Here is an 18,543-nt window from a genome sequence, read left to right on the forward strand (position 1 = left end):
AAGACCGGTCATCGGCAGGTCTCGCTGAACGTTTGGCTTCACAGCTTCTATTCCAGATACATAGATTGCAGCTTGGCTCTCTCTTGTGGAGATACTCCAAGACCTTTCTCAATGAATGCATCTATAGAACCGTAATTCTTCTCCATCATATCGAATGCTGCTTGCAAATATTCCTTGCGTACATCCAGAAGAGCTTTAAAGGATTCCAACGCATCCTTATCTTGAATCACTTTACGCATTGCATCTACTGTCCGTTGATTCGCCTCTGCCCGATACACGTTACTTAATAAATAGTCCTGCATCACAGTCTCTTTGGAAACACCTAATGTTAGCAGAATAATAGCTGATCCCAGACCCGTTCTGTCCTTGCCTGCCGTACAATGCTGCACAAGCCCTATGTTAGCTGGATCATTCATTATCTCCAGTAATTTTACGTAAGCATCCGGTGCATCAACGAGATCCTTATTGGCTTGGACAAGCATTTCCCCAGGTTTTCCTAGAGAGCTGTAGTCACCTGATGCAATCAGTTTATTCAGGTCAGTGCCATTACTACCCTCTTGTTCCTTCACCGCAGGCAGGCGAACATACCGTGCCTTGGAAATATCAGGATCAGGCTTCGCTTCAACCTCACTATTGGTTCGGTAATCTACAATCGTGTGAAGTCCCAGTTGTTCGGCTTGTTTCTTCCCTGTAGCTGTTAATCCTTCCAACTCTCCAGAACGGAATAATTTGCCCCATTTCACGTGACGTCCATCCGAGGTTACATATCCGCCCAGGTCGCGGAAGTTAATTACCCCTTCGAGTCTGACCTCACGTTCAGCAACTGTGATCACAGCACCATTGCCACCTTTAACGGCAAAATAAACCCGCTGGCCGGGTGCTGGATCTGATGTAACATATCCGTTAAATTGTGTATAAGTATGGGCAAGTACCTTTCCATTCTTCAGAATGTCATCTGGCGATGTGCTCCAATATACTTTTGCCGCGCCAAGATCGCGATCGGTTTTCCAACGAATAATATATTTTCTATCCTTCGTATACTCTACCGAAGCCTGAGTAAATTTACCCTGGGTTTGTGTAGTAGAAGTATGAATAGACTTTTGAACTGTCGCCTTATTTGGACTAGACTTAGCCTGTACTTCCTGAAGCACAGCACCTGAAGTTATCACAAGAGCGAGCATAGTTAACGTACAAATACGAGTCGATACTTTCATCAAATAAGTCCCTCTATTCTGTTGAATTCTAGTACTTTATTATTTCCCTTCAGTATTTGAAGAGTATTAAAGTATGTTAGAGGAACGTAAGGAATACACGAACGACTTAATTTTGCCTCGTTTAATTAGAAGTTCAACCTTAGTATTGATATTTGAATTTCACGAACACTTGTTCTATATTTAGGATGAATCGAGCGTATCCGGAAATCAAAATTGGATGAGTCGATTGGTGTTCATTTATCTGACTCAATGTGCTTTGCATCGATTTCAAAACTATTAATTTGGAGGAATTTGTTATGGCAACGATTACTGATGTTTCTAAGGACTTAGAAAGATTGACAGTTTTTATTTCTAACTTGACCCCTTACTCTGATGATGTTCTTAGCAAACAAATAGTCGGTAATTGGTCGATTCAGGACATTATCAGTCATATTATGGGTTGGGACAAAAACTTTATTAAGACACTTGATCAGATTATTAACAATGATGAAGTAAAGCTTGAAGAACATCACGATGTACAGGCATTTAACGAAGGATCCGTTATTTTCGGTAGAAAAATGAAACCACATGATTTGCTAAAAGAAGCAATTACCCAACGTGAACAATTGATATTAAAACTCAATATGGTTTCTGAATCAGCATTTATCAGACAATTTCATAATAGTACGTATACGTTGGAAACTTTTTTACAAGAAATGTTTATTGGTCATGACAAGCATCATGAAGAACAAATAATGAAATACCTTCAAACGGTTAAATAACATAAGGTGTAGAATTTATGTTCGTCCTAATTTCGCTGTCTCTACATATATATGTGTGGAGGAGAGTGAGGCGAATGGATAAAGTAGTGAAGCAATACTACCAGCTCAAACAGCAGCAGAAGGAGATCGAGCAGCAATTAGCTGGATTGCGGGGGAGATTATCAACCACTGCAATGAGCAGGGCGCAACTTCACTGGAGATCGGGAACTATAAAGTGAAGCTGGTGCAGCAAGAACGCAAAGAGTTCGATGATCTGAGGCTGTATGAGGCGCTGCCGGATCCGGAAGTGTGGCGTATGCTATCTAAGGCAGATCCGTCTAAAGTAACAAGCTTAATCAAGCTGAAGGTTATTTCCGAGGAGAGCATAAGAGATACTTTTTCACTGAAAAATATAACGTTGCTACAAGTAGACAAGAAATAATGGAAGTCCAAGCGAGGGGCGCTTGCCCCTAATAGCTTGGACTTTTTTTACATATATAATATTAGAGTCATGGGAACTTAGTAATGAAATGATAGAGTACATCTTTAAGTTTGATAGGTTTCTTGATCTATGATGAGTGTTCGATTCCGACATAACACTCTCATGTTAATGTCGAAAATAGGATGAAAGTAGCAAAAAATGTCTTGGGAAATAGAAGGGTTCATGGTATATTTTTGTATGTTGATTTACAATATTATCAAATGGAGGAGAATTATGAGGATTAAAAAGAAGGTTTTCGTCGCATCATTGGTCGCATGTGGCTTGTTATCTTCAGCTATCACAGTAGGAGCGGCAACGGGGATTCAGAAGATTCAGGCTGCTCTGAACCATAATATTACGTTTGAATTGGATGGGTCCTCCTGGACACCACGTGATCCAGATGGCAAGAAGCTGTCGGCTCTCGTCTATGATGGCTCTACATATGTTCCTCTGCGTGCCGTTTCCGAAGCGCTTGGCGCTGAAGTGAACTGGAATGGAAGTGCTCAGAAGATCACTATTAATAGCAATGGTGGAAATGAGGGCATTCCATATAAAGATGGACAGAATAATGGAAGCAGTAGCTCGAATAATACTAGCAGCAATACCGGATCTGCTAACCCGGGTTCCAGCAGCAGTTCCAGCTCGAGCAGTTCCTCTTCTAGCAGCATGGGATCTGGCGTATTTACATATAAGAAAGATTTTAATGTGAATACAGCGAAGGATGAACTGGCAAAGGAATCTATTAAGGTCATTAAATTATATGCAGATGCTTTAAAAACAGGAAACATGAGTGAATTGAACGCTTATGTTGACGCGCATGTAACTGAGAAGGATTATACAAAGAGCAACGCTCCAGGGAAACAATTTTCAAAGGATCTCTTAAAACAAAAGGTTGATGGAAGTCGTGATGCTAATGACAAGTCAACACTTAGTGATTATAGCAGTGCTTTAAAGAACCTAACTGTGTCTAATATCCAGGACCCAGAAACTGATAAGTCGGATACTTCAGCAAGCTTTACCTATTCCTTCAACCCGGAAGGATTTAATTATACTGGACTAATCAAGGTTTCTTTCAAATTTGTTACCTTGTCAGATGGAACTTATATTCTCAGCGGTTTCAGTATTAATTAATAATTGACATCATTATCAATAACCCAAGTAAGTTAGGGATCAAATCTCCTATCTTACTTGGGCTTTTTTTGTCTGAATATGTCTAGTAAAATCTCGATTTGCAAATTTAGACAAGGATCAAGCTCATTTAATAGCTAGATAAGCAGAGTGCAGTCGGATTTTAGTATATTATCCCGATAAATTTAGTTGTAATAAAAAGAGGGGAATTGTAGGAAATATAGAAGTTACTATAAAATACAACTTTGTTAGCGCATACAAAACTTTTTGAGGGAGATGAGAGCGCTTGAAGAGGAGAATTATTGGTAGTTTACTGAGCTTCTTATTAGCCTTCACGCTAATATTGCCAGCAGTGGGAGCGCAGGAAGGCAATTCGCCAGATACGGGCGGAGTCCAGAAGATCATTTCGAAGTTAGATCCGTCGGCTATATCGCTTGATATGAGCAAATTGGATCAGAACGTAACGCTGGAGAAGCCGTCTAAGACGGGTGCACTGAAATCAGCGAACCGGCAGGCCAATGGACTGCAAATTGAAAAGATAGACACCCTCGACAAGGCAGCGATTCAACCACACAACTATGTTCCCCTCTCAGACAGTACAGAGCTTGTTTCCGTCATCGTAGAATTACAATCCGAGCCAGTGAAAGTTTTTGAAGCCAGTCAAAAAAACTTGAAGATTGGCACGTCTGTTATTTCACATCAATTGCAAGTGAAGACAGAGCAGCAAAACTTCAGAAAATCAGCGAAAAGTAAACTGCACGTTGATATTAATCGTGAGTACTCCAATGTATTCAATGGATTCTCGCTGAAAATTGCTGCGGATCAAGTGGAAGATTTGCTGAACATCCCTGGTGTAAAAGCAATCTATCCGAACAATACCGTATATGCTACGGAGGATTCAGGAGGAAGTGCAGCTGCTTCTGCTCCGGTAGGAAGCGTCCCGTTTATTGGAAGCGAAGCCTTCTGGAATGATGGCATCAAAGGTCAGGGAATCAAGGTAGGGGTTATTGACACCGGTATTGCCTACGATCATCCTGATCTTAAAGGCACAGTAGATCCAGATAATATTGGATTTGATTTCGTTAATAATGATAACGATCCGTATGAAACGACGCACGATGAATATGTAAAAGCACATGCCAATGATCCTACTATACCTGAAACCGATCCAAAACGGGCAAGCCGTATTGGACTTCACATGGATCCCATGTTTCTGGAATTATTGCAGGTCGTGGTGTGGGAACAGATGACCAACCAGGTATTATGGGTGTAGCTCCGGGAGCTGAAATTCATGCATATAAGGTACTGGGACCTTACGGCAGTGGTTCAACAGAGGATGTTATTGCAGGGATTGAGAGAGCGGTAGCTGAAAAGATGGATGTAATTAACATGTCGCTTGGCTCAGAGAGTAACAACGAGCGATCGGCAGATTCCGTAGCCGTCAACAACGCGATGGTTGCAGGAACAATTACTGTTGTATCTAACGGTAACAGCGGTCCAGCTGAAGCTACAGTAACCGACCCGGGTACGGCAGAACTGGCCATTTCCGTTGGAGCATCGAAACCGCCGCTAGTGACCCCGATTATGACGATCCTCGGAGAGAGCGACGAGTATAAGCTAGATTCCTTCGATAAATCGAAGGATATTGAAACTTTAACAAATAATTATCAACTGGTCTTTGTCGGGTTAGGAGCAGAAGGAGATTATACTGGAAAAGACTTAACAGGAAAAATAGCTTTTATTAAACGCGGTAGTTTTAGTTTTGAAGAAAAAGCAGTAAATGCAATTAAAGCAGGTGCTGCAGGTGCAATTGTTTATAACAATTCGCCAGAGGCGCTGGAGAGCGTAACATTAGGAAACTCTAATATCACAATTCCAGTTTATACTCTCTCAGGCACATATGGTGAAAAAATTAAGTCCAAGCTTGATGAAGATCCTAGTTTGCAGGTGAATTTCAAGATTGGGTTTGAACAGGATACTGTCGCAGGCTTTAGCTCACGTGGTCCTTCCAGACCATCTTATGCCGTGAAACCGGATATTTCTGCACCGGGCATTGGTATTCGCTCCAGTGTTACCGATTATGAAGGCTGGTATGAGGCTGAGAATGGAACTAGTATGGCAGCTCCGCATATCGCTGGATCGGCAGCGTTGCTGAGAGCGAAGTACCCTGATTTGTCCGTTTATGACATTAAATCGTTGCTTATGAATAACACCGTGAAGATGATCGACCGTGACGGCAACTGGTATACCCATATGGATCAAGGCGCGGGCCGGGTTGCTTTGAATCAAGTGCTGGAAGCAAAGGCTGTAGCCGAAGTTGAAGCCAAGACAAATGCTGTTAATGGGAGTGCAGAAACGACTCACTATACAGGCAGCCTTTCCTACGGATATATCGATTATGGAGAGAGCGCAGATCGTACGGTAATTGTTAAGGATATTGTAGGCGTCGACTCGTCTTATACGATCAACACGAAGTGGTATGGCAGTTCACCAGTTACATTAACGGTATCGAAGGATACAGTTAATGTATCCGCAGGTGGGGAGGAGTCCTTTACGGTTACAGCTACTGCTCCGGCTTCAGCTGATGACAAACGTTACGAAGGTGAACTGATCTTGGAAGAAGCAGACGGTCATGTCATTCAACTGCCGATCGCGGTATATGTTGGTGAAGCTCCCAAATCGATGTAGTAACTGATTTGGAGTTGGATCCAGATGTATTCTCGCCAAATGGAGATGGAATTTACGATACGAGCGATATTAAATTTGCTATTAATGAGTACACTGAATATTTTTCGTTAGATGTATTTTCGTTACAGGGTAAATGGCAGGGACGATCCTTGAAGAAGATCAAGGTGTTGACCCAGGTAATTATATAGTCCGAGGCTGGAATGGATTAGTAGTCTCACCATCTGGCAAGACAATCAAACTACCAGATAACGGATATTTATTAGTGCCATTTGCAGGTAGCTTAGTGGATGACCCCGAACCCGTAGAATCCCAAATTATTCCTTTCGTTATTGATACAAAAGCTCCAGTATCTAAATTGAACAACCCAGCAATTGTTGTTAGCAAAAATGTAGGAACGATCTCTGGACGAGTTACTAGCAGTCTGTTAATGGATTTAAAGGGGTTGTTTAATAGCCCATTAAGCGATTTGATTGGTGTTGCTGCGGTTTATTTAGATAGTAACGGTGAAGATCAGGAGATAGACGGTCAATTGAATGATGATGGAACTTTTTCTATCAATGTACCAGGTGATACCAGGGGATAACTCCTTTGAGATTTATGTGTATGATATTGCTGGCAACGGGATGATACATCCGGCGCATATCGTGAATTATACATTAGATAATAATGTGACACCTGTTCTGACGCCTTCACAGGTGCAGGAGAATGGCGATGCTAATCTCAGTATTAACTTCTCAGTTACATCTGCAGTTTACTCAGCAAAATTTGATTTACTATACAGCAAGGAGTTAGCTGATATTAGTGTATCTGAAAGCGCGGAATTGAAGGAGCATCAGGTGAAGAATAACCCGGATGAAGAGCTCACTGTTACGGCCGTAGTTTATGATCATAGTGGAGATTTGAACAGATATGAGTTCTTTACAAGTTTAAATGAAGTTAATGGCTATACTGGCAAAGGTTCATTAGCTAACTTTACCATCAAACAAATTCCAGCAGGCCATTATACCTTTGTAATTAAGAATTTAGTTCTGCTGGACCGAGATGGCTATGAAATTCCTGTTGATGTGAACGATACAGTTGAGCTAACGGTTGAAACAGTTCAACAGGCTGAGCTTTCTGTAACCCCTCTTTCGTTAGGCTTGGAGGTGGGTGATACGGATAAATTAACGGTTTCCTATAAAGCTTCAGACGGTACGGTGACAGACGTTACCGAGAATGCGACATACACAGTAAACAATCCCGATATTGTCGAGGTGCAGAAAGGCATTGTAACAGGCAAACAGAAAGGCTTCACTACTATTCATGTTGCGTATGAAGGTCTGTCGGTAACTGTTGCTGTTGTTGTTTTGGAGCACTTCAACAGAATACTTCAGGTTACTCCAGAAACCCTATCCCTGAAGAAGGGTGATAGTAAGAAATTAGCTGTCACTTATAAAGATTTAGACGGTTCGGTGACAGACGTAACCGAGAATGCGACATATGCTGTAAGCGATGCTAATATTGTTACGGTGCAAAAAGGTGAAGTAACAGGCAAGCAAAAAGGCAGCACGAATATTGATATTACGTATGATGGTTTGAAGGTAACTGTTAATGTTAATGTAACCGAGTCGAGCTCGGGCAGCAGCGGAGGCGACGGTGGTAGTAGCGGCAGTGGTGGAACGCCAACAACGCCAACAAAACCAACAACTCCTACAGCTGAAGGAGTTGTCAAAGAAGCAATCAAAGCAGGCGAACCTACGGTTCTGAAGCTTCCGGGCGGCTTGACTGTAACAATTCCGGCAGGTGCAATCAGCTCGGCTGATGCTGCATTTGTTCAAGGAAGTGTTGCTTCCAAGGAGGATACCGAAGCTTTATTGAAGGGACTACAATTAGGATCTACGATTAAGGCTTTCGGAGTATACTATGACTTCGCGATCCTGGACAAGGATGGAAAAGTACTCGAAAATATCGTCTTCAGCAAGCCAGCAGAAGTATCCATACCATTGGAAGCATTGAATGCTGGTGACTTCAACGGTGAGAAGATCAATCTGTTCAAGATCGGTGAGAACGGTCAATTAAGCGGACGTACAGCCCGCCTGGTCGACGGCAAAGTGGTCGCCCATCTGAACAGCTTCAGCCGCTATATGTTCATGGCTAAGAACATCGCCTTTACAGACGTAACAAAGGCGAAATATCCATGGGCGGTTAATGAAATTGAAGTGCTCGCTTCCAAGGATATCATTACGGGAACGAGTGCAGATCAGTACACGCCAGGCAAGCAAGTGACACGGGCTGAATTCATCTCCTTATTAGTGAGGGCCCTGGAGCTTGGTAAGAGTGAAAATAGCGAAACTCAGTTCAGCAATGTCCAGTCCGAAAACTGGTACTATGATGCGGTTCAGGCCGCAGTATCGGCTGGATTAATTAATGGCTACGCCAACAATACATTTGCGCCGAACCAGAACATTACCCGTGCAGAGATGGCGGTCATCTTGTCCAGAGTTCTGCAGCATTTGGGCATAACTGAAGGCAAGGGAGCTTCTCTCCCAGGCTATGCTGATCAGGCACAGATTCAATCCTGGGCGAAGGATGCTGTCGCGCAGGTAGCTACACTCGGTATAATGCAAGGCCGAGGCGAGACTCACTTCGCTGCACAGGAGAATACAACCCGTGCTGAAGCCGCAGTAGTCGTATATCGTATTTTCAAAGGATACACGAAATAAAATCGTGCAAAAACAAAAGGAACTGCCAGGGGTGCAAGCCTCCGGCAGTTCCTTTTCTATATTTACAGCTCACCAGCTACAACTTCTCCCGGAACATCGTAGCGATCCGCTTCGATCTTCTAGCTACTGCTTCGGCGGAGCAGGAAGCTTCAACTACGACGAGGCTCGCTTCATCCCCAACTCGCGGCCAGACCTGTTCCCCTTGGTAGTTAAGCGGGGTCCGTCCTCCTGTAATATACGAGAGCGTCTTTGCCAATGCGCGCTCATCCACCCAACCGGACACCTCAGCCAAACGACCAGCCCGTTCTAGAATGTCTCCATTACCGAAAGGCGACCAGACATCAAAGATATTATCGCAAGCGACAGAGACCGACACACCCTTCTGATCCAATAGGCCGACAGGCGGGAATTTCCGGTCGATCGGTACACTTGTTATAATCGAGATTCCTGCGTCCGCTAGAATTTCAGCCATTGCTTCGGCTTGGGCAAGGGTGATATCTCCGAGCGCGTAGGCATGGCTAACGGAAACTTTGCCTTGCAAGCCCGCTTCCTTCGTTAACTGAGCTAGTCTCTTCATCGTAAACACACCCAAGTGATCAGGATCATGCAGATGCAAATCAATTCCGGCATTGCCCTCAACGGCCAACTCAACCATGAGCTGCAGTGAGGATTCGATATCTCCGTCTACCGTTGCCGGATCCACCCCGCCGATGAAGCTTGCCCCTTGGCGCAGCGCCTCTCTGAGCAAATCTTTGGATGCAAATAATCCATGCTGCGGGAAGGCGACGATCTCATGCGATAGTTTGCCTTCGAAGGTATGCAGCGCTTCCTTCACCGTCTCCAAATTCTTCAGGCCCATTTCCGGATAAATATCGACATGGGTGCGCACATGAGTAACGCCGGATCTCTGATAAATATCAAGCAGCTTCTCTGCGCGTTGTTTTGTAGGCGTCTCCACGGCAGGGAGGGTTTTCTTTTCGATTTCAAGTCGTTCGAATATACTTCTTACCGGAGTAACAGCTCTCCACCGATCACCCAGCAGCGTCTTGTCCAAATGGCAGTGCTTTTCGATGAAAGAAGGTAGAATCAGCATCTGCTTAGCATCTTTTTGCGGCAGCCCATCATGGATGACCTCGCTGGAAGGTATAATCTTCGCGATGATCCCGTCTTGAATTAACAAGTGGAATAGCTCTGTCCGTGTACCCGTGACAACACCCTGCTCCGTCTCAAAGCCGCTCTCCAGCCGGGCATTCGTCAGCCAAAATGTTGAACTCATCTTTGTTCATCCTCTCGTAGTCATTCAAATTCATCTGAATATACGGATTTATTTATAAAGAACGGTTACCGGATTTCCTTGATGGATCACGGCTACTCTTCTCGCCCGCCGTGCAACTGCTTCTGCGGAACAGCTTGCATCTACGAGAACGATATTGGCAGTATCGCCAACTTGCGGCCATACCTGCTGTCCTGTCTCATTAAGAGGGGTAATGCCCCCGGTAATAAACTTCAGAGCTTGTCCTAGCGATCGTTCATCGCTCAGATTGAAGCGTTCAGCCAATATACCGGCCTTCTCCAGCACATCACCTTTCCCGAACGGGGACCAGTGATCGGTTATGCTGTCATCGCCAAGCGAGACAGTTACGCCCTTTTCATGCAAAAGGGGAATCGGGATTGTTCTTCCTAATGGAACTGAAGAAGTGATGGATATCCCTTGATACGCAAGCAGTTCCGCAACCTCTGCGGCTTCTTGATGTGGGATGTGGGCAAGAGCCAAAGCGTGGCTGAGCGTCACTCTTCCCTGCCAACCAGCTTCTTCGGTCAGCGCGGCCAGACGTTTATAGGTGAAAATGGCCAGATGCCCTGGATCATGCAGATGCAGATCGATATCCGCATCGGCTTCAACGGCCAGTTCCATGATCGTCTGCAGCGATTTCTCTATATTCTCATCCAGCGTCGCGGGATCCACGCCGCCTACGAGGGAGGCTCCATTACGAAGCGCTTCTCTTACGAGCGGAACAGAGCCGCTACGCAGCAATCCATGCTGGGGAAAAGCGACAATTTCGATGGAAGCTTTATCTTTGTAAGCCTCTGTTATTTTAAGCATCGCCTCCAGGTTTTTCAGGCCGATGATAGGATCTACATTGCAATGCGAACGGATATGGGTTGTACCCGCTTGAAGCAGCAAGTCCAGTAGCTTGCCCGCCCGTTCCTCTGTCACTGGCAGCAAGCGTGGGAGCAGTTCCTTTTCCTCCTCTAGCCTGGTCAGGATGCCTCTTGCAGGAATTGTTGGTGCTTTCCAGGGTCCGCCATAATAAGTCTTATCTAGATGGATATGCATATCCCTGAATGCAGGGAGTAACAGATGCTGATGTGCTTCCCGCTTAGGTAACTTAGTTTCCACCGGAGTGTCGGCCGGAACAATGGCCGATATAAGCCCACCGCGAATTTGAATATGAAAAATATCGGTCTCAGTCCCTATAACTGTGCCGCCTTCATAGTGATATCCGGTTTCCAACCGTACATTCATCAGCCAATAGGCATGATCGGTCATTCTCTCAGCCTCCTCTGTTTTTGTATACCGATATGCTAACATAGAGATAATTATATGAATAATATTAATAAAATTAGTTTTCTGAAGGTTTATCATATACCAAATTTCACAGAAGAGAGATGTCGAAGAATGGATATCAGACAGTTGCGCTATTTTATTGCGATTGTAGAAGAAGGAAAAATCTCTGCGGCAGCGGATCGGCTCCATATGTCTCAGCCACCGTTAAGCCAGCAATTGAAAGCGATGGAGGAGGAGCTTGGCTCAAGGTTAGTGGAGAGGGGTGGGAAGTCCCTGGAGATGACAGAGGCGGGCAAGGCGCTATATAAATATGCCCTGCAAATGACACAGCTTTTGGAAGAGGCCAAGCTGGAAGTGAAGGAGGTGGGCAATGGAGTGAATGGGAGGCTGACGATCGGTATTAATACTTTCTCGGTCGATGGCTTACCGGATATTTTGCAACGGTTTAAAGAACTGTACCCCAAGGTCACTTATAGAATCCAGCAAAATGAGTCGTCTCATTTATGCAAATTAGTAGAGGAGCGCATCGTAGAGCTGGCGATTATCCGCTTGCCGCTAGAGCTGGAGCATTTCTCTGTTCTGCATCTTCATACTGAGCCGTTCTATTTCATCACTTCCGCGCAGCAGCCACTGCATGACCGGGAAGAGGTTTCACTCGCCGATATCCATAGCTATCCGCTTATTCTTCCCAGCACAGAAGGTCTGGGTGTACATTATTCGATTATTGAGGCCTTCTCTCGGCATCAATTGCAGCCGAATCTCATTGGAGAATGCTCGGATATTCCCCTGCTGCTTGATCTGGTGACTTCCGAGTTCGCGGCTTCGATTGTTCCCGAGACTGTACTACGGCGCCATCCGGGTTATCCGATACAAGCTTATGAGATCATCGGCAATGGTTTGTCCACTTCTGTTGGGTTGATCTGGAACAAGCATCATTACCTGTCCAAGGCGGCACAGAATTTCGTTGAAATGCTGAGAGACGAAATCTCTTAAGCTAGATTATGTTTATATGACGAGTTGAGCAAGTCCATAGAAATGGACATAACAAGTGTTGAATCGGACCTTATGATTTCCAAAATGTAGAATTAAAATTAAATTGCACCAATTATTATTACAGAAAATGGAGGGATGACCAAATAATTAATCACAGTATCGAAAGCGCTAACAATCGGATTAGATTTGTCGTAGTGTCCGGAGGGAGTGATTTACATTATTACTCGGTTAGGAGGAAGGAACAAGATGCGAAATAGGTTTGTCGCTTGGTTGTTGATGGCGTCTATTATTTTCTCGGCCTTCTTTTCCAGTCTCGGACTTAATATCGAAGCTTCTGCTGCAACAGGTCCAAACCTTGCGGCGGGCAAAAGTGTAACCGCCAGTGGTTATGCGGATGTATACGTGGCTAGTAATGTTGTGGACCAGAATCAAGGAACCTATTGGGAGAGTACGAACAATGCATTTCCGCAATGGATCCAGATTTCTCTTGGTAGCTCAGTGAATGTTGCACAAGTCGTGCTCAAGCTTCCGGCAAGCTGGGAGACAAGAACACAAACCTTGTCCATTCAAGGTAGTGCGAACGGCACGGACTTCTTCAATATCGTCAATTCTGCAGCTTACACATTTAATCCCTCTACAGGCAATTCAGTCTCAATTGATTTCCCTACAACGAATACGCAATATGTAAGAGTTCTTTTTACAGCTAATACAGGCTGGCCCGCGGCTCAATTGTCTGAACTTGAGGTGTATGGTGCTTCTGCGCCGACGGCCAAACCGATCCCGGCAAAATTGAAGCTGAAGATTGGGATGCCATGTCAGGCGTACAGACGGAGCCCACCTCCGATACTGGCGGTGGCTTGAATGTCGGTTGGATCGATGCAGGCGATTGGCTGGATTACTCCGTTAATGTGGCGGAGTCGGGAACCTACACCGTTGAATATCGGATCGCTAGTAACACGAATACAGGTCAAATTCAGCTTCGTTCCGGGCAGACAACACTAGCGACAACCACAGTTCCTAACACTGGAGGCTGGCAAAATTGGCAGACCGTTACGGCAACGGTAACGTTAACCCAAGGCCTACAGACGCTTCGAGTGTATGCGGGAGGTCCTAGTTTTAATATCAATTGGATTAATTTCAAATTAGGTGATACGGGCACTCAGCCGCTGACTGCACCTAGTAATTTGGCATATTCACAGCCGGTGTCTGGAACCATTCTGTTAACCTGGAATGCATCTACAGGAAGTACGGGTGTCCAGAGCTATGAGATTTACGCTAACGATCAGCTTCGAGGTACGGTGAATGGTTCAACTCTTACTTTTACGGACAATCAACCTTCCACGGCTACCGTCACATATTATGTCATTGCTAAGGATGCCGCGGGTAATGCTTCCCCACGAAGCAACTCCGTTACACGTGTTGGAGAAGTTACCGGAGGCAGCAATCTGGCCTTGAACAAGCCAATCACGGCTTCCTCTACAGTTCATACCTACGTTGCAACCAATGCTAACGATGGCGACATCACGACCTATTGGGAGGGAGCTCCTAACGCATATCCGAATCAGTTAACCGTTAGTTTGGGAGCGAATGCAAATATTAGCTCTATAGTGCTTAAGCTGAATCCATCCTCTGAGTGGGGTACACGGACACAGACGATTCAAGTGCTTGGGCGGGAGCAGAGTGCTTCCAGCTTCGTCAATCTGGTCTCTGCTACAGCGTATACGTTCAATCCGGCTACAGGTAATACGGTGACGATTCCGGTTACGGCAACCACTGCGGATATACGTCTCGTTTTCACTAGCAACACGGGCTCTTCAGCTGGCCAGGTGGCAGAATTTCAGATCCTGGGTACGCCAGCCGCAAGTCCAGATCTTACGGTTTCCGGTTTATCGTGGAGTCCTACTTCGCCGAACGAGACTGCAACAATTACTTTAACGGCAGCTGTCAAGAATGTCGGAACAGCATCTTCACCAGCAACAACGGTTAACTTCTATTTAAATAACGCTTTGGCGGGAACTGCCACCGTTGGCGCATTAGCTCAAGGTGCCTCCCAGAATGTATCGGTGAACATTGGCGCTAAGACGGCCGCTTCCTATACAGTCAAGGCTGTCGTTGATGAAAGCAACACGGTTGTGGAGTGGGACAAGACGAACAACAGCTTTACAAATCCGACTCCTCTCGTTGTAAGTGAGGTTCCAAGCTCCGATCTCGTTCCAGCTGCAGTCTGGTCGCCAGGCAACCCTAGCGCTGGAGATACGGTGACCTTCTCTGTAAATTTGAAGAATCAGGGGAATATCGCTAGCTCCAGTGGAACGCACGCCGTTACACTTCTGCTTAAGGATAGCCAAGGGAATACAATACGTTCCTTGAACGGCAACTATAACGGCAGCATTTCGGCAGGGGGCTCGGCTAACGTATCGCTGGGTACATGGACTGCTGCAAACGGTAATTATTCTGTGACAGCTACGGTTGCCGCAGATGCCAATGAAATTCCAGCAAAGCAGAACAATAATAGCGTTACAACAGGCTTCTACATCGGACGCGGCGCAAATATGCCGTTTACGATCATTGAGGCGGAATCTCCTGCGAACAAGACGAATGGAACTATTCTAGCTCCGAACTTCAAGCCTGGAGACTATGCGGGCGAGGCCTCTGGCCGATCGGCCGTCTACCTGGATGGAACGGGAAAATATGTGGAGTTCACGCTGACTTCCCCGGCCAACGCATTTGTGCTACGCAGCTCCGTGGCCGAGAATACAACGGGAACCGTTAGCATTTATGCGAATGATGTGAAGAAAGGCAGCTTTACGGTGACCTCCAAGTATTCTCATGTATATGCGACTCCAAGCACACTGGGCCAGTTGGGATATGACAATCAGCCAGGATCTGGCTTAACTGCTTACTGGCTCTATGAAGATTCCCAGCTGCTGCTGAATGAAGTGTACCCAGCTGGAACGAAGATCAAGATCCAAAAGGATACCGGAGACGTACCTTGGATCTATGTCGATCTACTGGAGACAGAAAATGTTGCTCCACCAGCGTCTAACCCTGATCCTAGCAAGTATGTCGAGGTCTCAGCGAGTAAATCCATCGAGCAGGCTTTGAACGAATTTAGACAGGATCAGACCAAGAAGGGGATATTCATTCCTGCAGGCGAATGGACGATTAATAGCAAGATATTTTTATACGGAAGAGCAACGGAGATTATTGGCGCAGGTCCGTGGCATACGAAGCTGGTAGCTCCGAAGAATCAAACGAATACCAATGTCGGCTTCAATATTAGCTCTACGGCGGATGGATCAACGATTCGTGATTTGTCGGCATGGGGAACTATGTCTACAGAGTGGATGGTCCTGGTAAGTTTATCGATGGCAACGGAATGAAGAATGTAACCCTTCAGAATCTTTGGGTCGAGCATTTCATCTGCTTGTATTGGGGCGTTAACTCTTCCAATAACACATTTAAGAATAATCGAATCAAAAATTTGTTCGCAGATGGAATCAACATGACGAATGGTTCCTCCTATAATGTCATCGACAACAACTATGCCCGGGGAACCGGGGACGATTCCTTTGCCTTGTTCAGTGCAATTGATGCCGGCGGTTCTTATAATATCGGCAACAAGTACACCAACTTGACGGCAACCTGTGTCAGACGTGCAGCGGCATTCGCGGTATACGGCGGTTCTGACAACCTGTTCCAGAACCTCTATGGTGCGGATACACTGACTTATCCGGGAATTACGATCAGCAGCTTGAGCTTCGGATACAACACCTTAGGCTTCGGCGACAAGGATACAGTGATTGACGGCGTAACTTTGGACAGAACAGGTGGAGATTTCTGGACCAGTGTCGGCGCAGACGACAAAATTAACGAATACCAGAACTTTGGGGCTATATGGTTCTTTGGCGCAGACAGGGCCTTTAAGAACATACTGGTCAAGAACGTTGATATTAACAATCCCGTATACTTCGGTCTGATGTTCCAGACGAAATCGCCAGAGAATCTGCCGATGCAGAATGTCCGCATTGAAAATGTTAACATCAACAACCCGACCCGCTACGGAATCAAGCTCGTGGTCAGTGCGGAACAAGGGCAGGGTCCAGTCTACGGCCAAGCTAGCTTTACGAATGTGAAGGTGAATAATCCAGGCGTTCGAGCGATTTACGGCGAGGATAAGAGTCCGAACTTCACGGTGAACAGAGTATCTGGGAACAATTGGTGATGGCTTAGATATAAAACAGCAGGTGCAGCGCAAACTTTGCGCTGCACCTGTATTTTTTAGGCTCGAATATCTCAATTACGCTAGCGGCTAGATTCTTGCAATTCCTTAATCGTAAATACGGTAGTCTGGTTTCTGCCGTTCTCTTTGGAATAGTACAGCGCTTCGTCCGCCGCATGATCAACTGCTCGGCGGTTTGGCCATGTACTGGGAACGTCGAGATACCTGCAGAGACTGTAATCGATTGGCCGGTCGGGCTTATCGTTGTGGCAAGCTGTTCGCGCAGTCGGTCTGCCAGAGCTTTGGCTCTACCAAGGTCGTAATGCCTGATCAAGATGCCAAACTCCTCGCCTCCGTAGCGGAAAGCTACGTCTTCATTGGAGGAGAGCTGCTGCATCTGCTGCGCTAAATAGCGCAGTACTGCATCGCCAACGACATGTCCGTATGTATCGTTCACTTTCTTGAAGTGGTCGATATCAAACAGAACCAGAGCAAAGGAGTTCTTGCTCTCTATCCAGTCGGTCATCAGGCTGTCGAATCCTCTCCGGTTGACCAGGCCGGTCAGTTCGTCAATGTTGACTTCGTGTCTCAAATTCGTTAGATCTCGATTCATACTCTGTAGCGCTATCTTAACGCTTTTTGACAAAAGGCTGACCTCATAGTAGTAGGAATGGATGTCTGGAATGTTCGGGCAGGCACGGGATTCAGAATCGCTTCATCCGAGATTTGCGCTAGTGTATTCAGCGGCTTGGCGATCCGACTTGCGACCCACCAGCCAATGACCAGAATCAACAACAGGAACGGCATTGCATATACCAGCATTCTTTTGACTAATTGTTGTAGCGGTTGGTTTATCACCTCATATGGCGTCTGTGAAATGATTCCCCAGGAACTGTTAGGTTCATATGCATAGCCTACTAAGAAATCTTTACCTAGAGAATTCGTGACCTTCTGGGAACCGCTTTGACCCAAGACTACCTTCTCTACCGCTTCATTCTTAATAACATGCTGCCCTACCCGCTCTTGTTCCGAATGAAAGATCAAATCTCCTTTTTTGTCTACAACATACACATAAGAACCGTCTCCAAAAAAATGTTCTCTGAGCATCGTACTCAGCACATTTTTTTCCTCCAGATAGATCGTTCCTCCCACGTATCCTTTATATGTTCCTGATTTGTCTACAATCGGAGCAGATACGAGGATAATCATCCGGTCCGTTTTCGTTGTTCGATAAGGTTCAGAAATAAAAGGCTTTTTCGTATCTACCGCTTGTTGGCTCTGCTGAGAGGTGAGCTTGTCCCAACCAATAAGCCAATGTTCTGCGGGCTATAACCCTCCACTACTCGGTTAGCATCCGCAATGATAATAGAGTTAAAATATTCGCTATTGGCCTGATAGAGATCATCAAGCATTTGAGGATCCACCTCGCTGTCGCGCGCTGAAATGGAGGCAATTGCTTCGATGTTCTCCTGCATCGTCTTCAATAGCTCATCTGTGTTGGAAGCCAGCTTCTTAGAATAGGATTCATTTTTATCTAAATAATTGTCGATCAAGGAAGTACGATTAACCTGTAAAGCAGATGTAATGCTGGTTAGCATCGTAAGCAAAATCGCCCCGATAACTAGTAGCGAAATAGTAAACCGGAGAGTAATCCCTTTTTTGATATTAAGTTTCAAAGCCTCATCCCGCCTGCTAAATATGATGTAGAGGACAATCATGCCCTATTAGAAATACTTAACCTATTATATAACAGTGCGCATGCTAGGAATATAGTCAAGGCAAATTCATGTTATTATGGATGGGGAT

Annotated in this window: 14 protein-coding genes and 2 pseudogenes; 10 read left to right on the forward strand and 6 right to left on the reverse strand. The window is 45.5% G+C overall.

Going from position 1 to position 18,543, the window contains the following annotated elements; translation table 11 throughout:
• Positions 1–47: 47 nt before the first annotated feature.
• Positions 48–1,214, reverse strand: a complete 1,167-nt coding sequence (locus tag RE628_RS05245; RefSeq protein WP_309159373.1) for a tyrosine-protein phosphatase — start codon at positions 1,212–1,214, stop codon at positions 48–50.
• 296 nt (positions 1,215–1,510) lie between these two features.
• Between RE628_RS05245 and RE628_RS05250 the strand changes: the two genes are divergently transcribed.
• The 7 genes and pseudogenes from RE628_RS05250 to RE628_RS05280 all read left to right on the forward strand — a co-directional run bounded on the left by RE628_RS05250 (position 1,511) and on the right by RE628_RS05280 (position 8,953).
• Positions 1,511–1,975 (forward strand): DinB family protein, encoded by a 465-nt coding sequence (locus tag RE628_RS05250; protein WP_309157739.1) that lies wholly within the window; start codon positions 1,511–1,513, stop codon positions 1,973–1,975.
• A 74-nt stretch (positions 1,976–2,049) separates the two neighbouring features.
• Positions 2,050–2,396: pseudogene (locus tag RE628_RS05255) on the forward strand (hypothetical protein).
• 273 nt (positions 2,397–2,669) lie between these two features.
• The gene (locus RE628_RS05260) at positions 2,670–3,566 is read left to right on the forward strand and encodes a copper amine oxidase N-terminal domain-containing protein (RefSeq protein WP_309157740.1); all 897 of its coding nucleotides are present in this window, start codon (positions 2,670–2,672) and stop codon (positions 3,564–3,566) included.
• A gap of 283 nt (positions 3,567–3,849) precedes the next feature.
• Complete coding sequence (locus RE628_RS05265; RefSeq protein ID WP_309157741.1) at positions 3,850–4,836, forward strand: protease inhibitor I9 family protein; 987 nt, start codon at positions 3,850–3,852, stop codon at positions 4,834–4,836.
• On the forward strand, positions 4,800–6,251 hold the full coding sequence (locus RE628_RS05270) for a S8 family serine peptidase (RefSeq protein WP_309157742.1): 1,452 nt from the start codon (positions 4,800–4,802) through the stop codon (positions 6,249–6,251). Before RE628_RS05265 ends, RE628_RS05270 begins: the two co-directional genes overlap by 37 nt.
• Before the next feature lie 133 nt (positions 6,252–6,384).
• Positions 6,385–6,834: a hypothetical protein gene (locus RE628_RS05275; RefSeq protein ID WP_309157743.1), complete on the forward strand. Its 450-nt coding sequence runs from the start codon at positions 6,385–6,387 to the stop codon at positions 6,832–6,834.
• Positions 6,809–8,953 carry an S-layer homology domain-containing protein gene (locus RE628_RS05280; RefSeq protein WP_309157744.1) on the forward strand — a complete coding sequence of 715 codons (2,145 nt, stop codon included), beginning with the start codon at positions 6,809–6,811 and terminating at the stop codon, positions 8,951–8,953. The genes RE628_RS05275 and RE628_RS05280 overlap by 26 nt, the downstream gene beginning before the upstream one ends.
• A gap of 76 nt (positions 8,954–9,029) precedes the next feature.
• Here the strand turns inward: RE628_RS05280 and RE628_RS05285 are convergent, their stop codons facing one another.
• Positions 9,030–10,229 (reverse strand): amidohydrolase, encoded by a 1,200-nt coding sequence (locus tag RE628_RS05285; RefSeq protein ID WP_309157745.1) that lies wholly within the window; start codon positions 10,227–10,229, stop codon positions 9,030–9,032.
• A 48-nt stretch (positions 10,230–10,277) separates the two neighbouring features.
• The gene (locus RE628_RS05290; RefSeq protein WP_309157747.1) at positions 10,278–11,504 is read right to left on the reverse strand and encodes an amidohydrolase; all 1,227 of its coding nucleotides are present in this window, start codon (positions 11,502–11,504) and stop codon (positions 10,278–10,280) included.
• A 129-nt stretch (positions 11,505–11,633) separates the two neighbouring features.
• On the opposite strand from RE628_RS05290, the gene RE628_RS05295 reads away from it, so the two are divergent.
• From RE628_RS05295 to RE628_RS05305, 3 genes and pseudogenes are all read left to right on the forward strand, one after another.
• Positions 11,634–12,515 carry a LysR family transcriptional regulator gene (locus RE628_RS05295; protein ID WP_309157748.1) on the forward strand — a complete coding sequence of 294 codons (882 nt, stop codon included), beginning with the start codon at positions 11,634–11,636 and terminating at the stop codon, positions 12,513–12,515.
• A gap of 246 nt (positions 12,516–12,761) precedes the next feature.
• Positions 12,762–13,376: a discoidin domain-containing protein gene (locus tag RE628_RS05300; protein ID WP_309157749.1), complete on the forward strand. Its 615-nt coding sequence runs from the start codon at positions 12,762–12,764 to the stop codon at positions 13,374–13,376.
• Positions 13,328–16,740, forward strand: a pseudogene (locus RE628_RS05305) (carbohydrate-binding protein). Before RE628_RS05300 ends, RE628_RS05305 begins: the two are co-directional and overlap by 49 nt.
• 4 nt (positions 16,741–16,744) lie before the next feature.
• On the opposite strand, the gene RE628_RS05315 reads toward RE628_RS05305, so the two are convergent.
• From RE628_RS05315 to RE628_RS05325, 3 genes are read right to left on the reverse strand one after another with little or no spacing between them, the layout of a single operon-like run.
• On the reverse strand, positions 16,745–17,383 hold the full coding sequence (locus tag RE628_RS05315) for a GGDEF domain-containing protein (protein ID WP_309157754.1): 639 nt from the start codon (positions 17,381–17,383) through the stop codon (positions 16,745–16,747).
• Positions 17,362–18,045 carry a cache domain-containing protein gene (locus RE628_RS05320; RefSeq protein WP_309159374.1) on the reverse strand — a complete coding sequence of 228 codons (684 nt, stop codon included), beginning with the start codon at positions 18,043–18,045 and terminating at the stop codon, positions 17,362–17,364. The genes RE628_RS05315 and RE628_RS05320 overlap by 22 nt, the downstream gene beginning before the upstream one ends.
• Positions 18,000–18,413, reverse strand: coding sequence for a hypothetical protein (locus RE628_RS05325; RefSeq protein ID WP_309157755.1), 414 nt, complete (start codon positions 18,411–18,413; stop codon positions 18,000–18,002). Before RE628_RS05325 ends, RE628_RS05320 begins: the two co-directional genes overlap by 46 nt.
• Positions 18,414–18,543 lie beyond the last annotated feature (130 nt).

This window comes from Paenibacillus sp. D2_2 (genome assembly GCF_031199965.1).
Classification (GTDB): Bacteria; Bacillota; Bacilli; order Paenibacillales; family Paenibacillaceae; genus Fontibacillus.

Bases quoted from the DNA above. Each gene is read 5' to 3' on its own strand.
- RE628_RS05275 (WP_309157743.1), top strand. From the start codon at position 6,385: ATGGCAGGGACGATCCTTGAAGAAGATCAAGGTGTTGACCCAGGTAAT.
- RE628_RS05300 (WP_309157749.1), top strand. From the start codon at position 12,762: ATGCGAAATAGGTTTGTCGCTTGGTTGTTGATGGCGTCTATTATTTTC.
- RE628_RS05280 (WP_309157744.1), top strand. From the start codon at position 6,809: ATGTACCAGGTGATACCAGGGGATAACTCCTTTGAGATTTATGTGTAT.
- RE628_RS05295 (WP_309157748.1), top strand. From the start codon at position 11,634: ATGGATATCAGACAGTTGCGCTATTTTATTGCGATTGTAGAAGAAGGA.
- RE628_RS05245 (WP_309159373.1), bottom strand. From the start codon at position 1,214: ATGAAAGTATCGACTCGTATTTGTACGTTAACTATGCTCGCTCTTGTG.
- RE628_RS05260 (WP_309157740.1), top strand. From the start codon at position 2,670: ATGAGGATTAAAAAGAAGGTTTTCGTCGCATCATTGGTCGCATGTGGC.
- RE628_RS05285 (WP_309157745.1), bottom strand. From the start codon at position 10,229: ATGAGTTCAACATTTTGGCTGACGAATGCCCGGCTGGAGAGCGGCTTT.
- RE628_RS05290 (WP_309157747.1), bottom strand. From the start codon at position 11,504: ATGACCGATCATGCCTATTGGCTGATGAATGTACGGTTGGAAACCGGA.
- RE628_RS05250 (WP_309157739.1), top strand. From the start codon at position 1,511: ATGGCAACGATTACTGATGTTTCTAAGGACTTAGAAAGATTGACAGTT.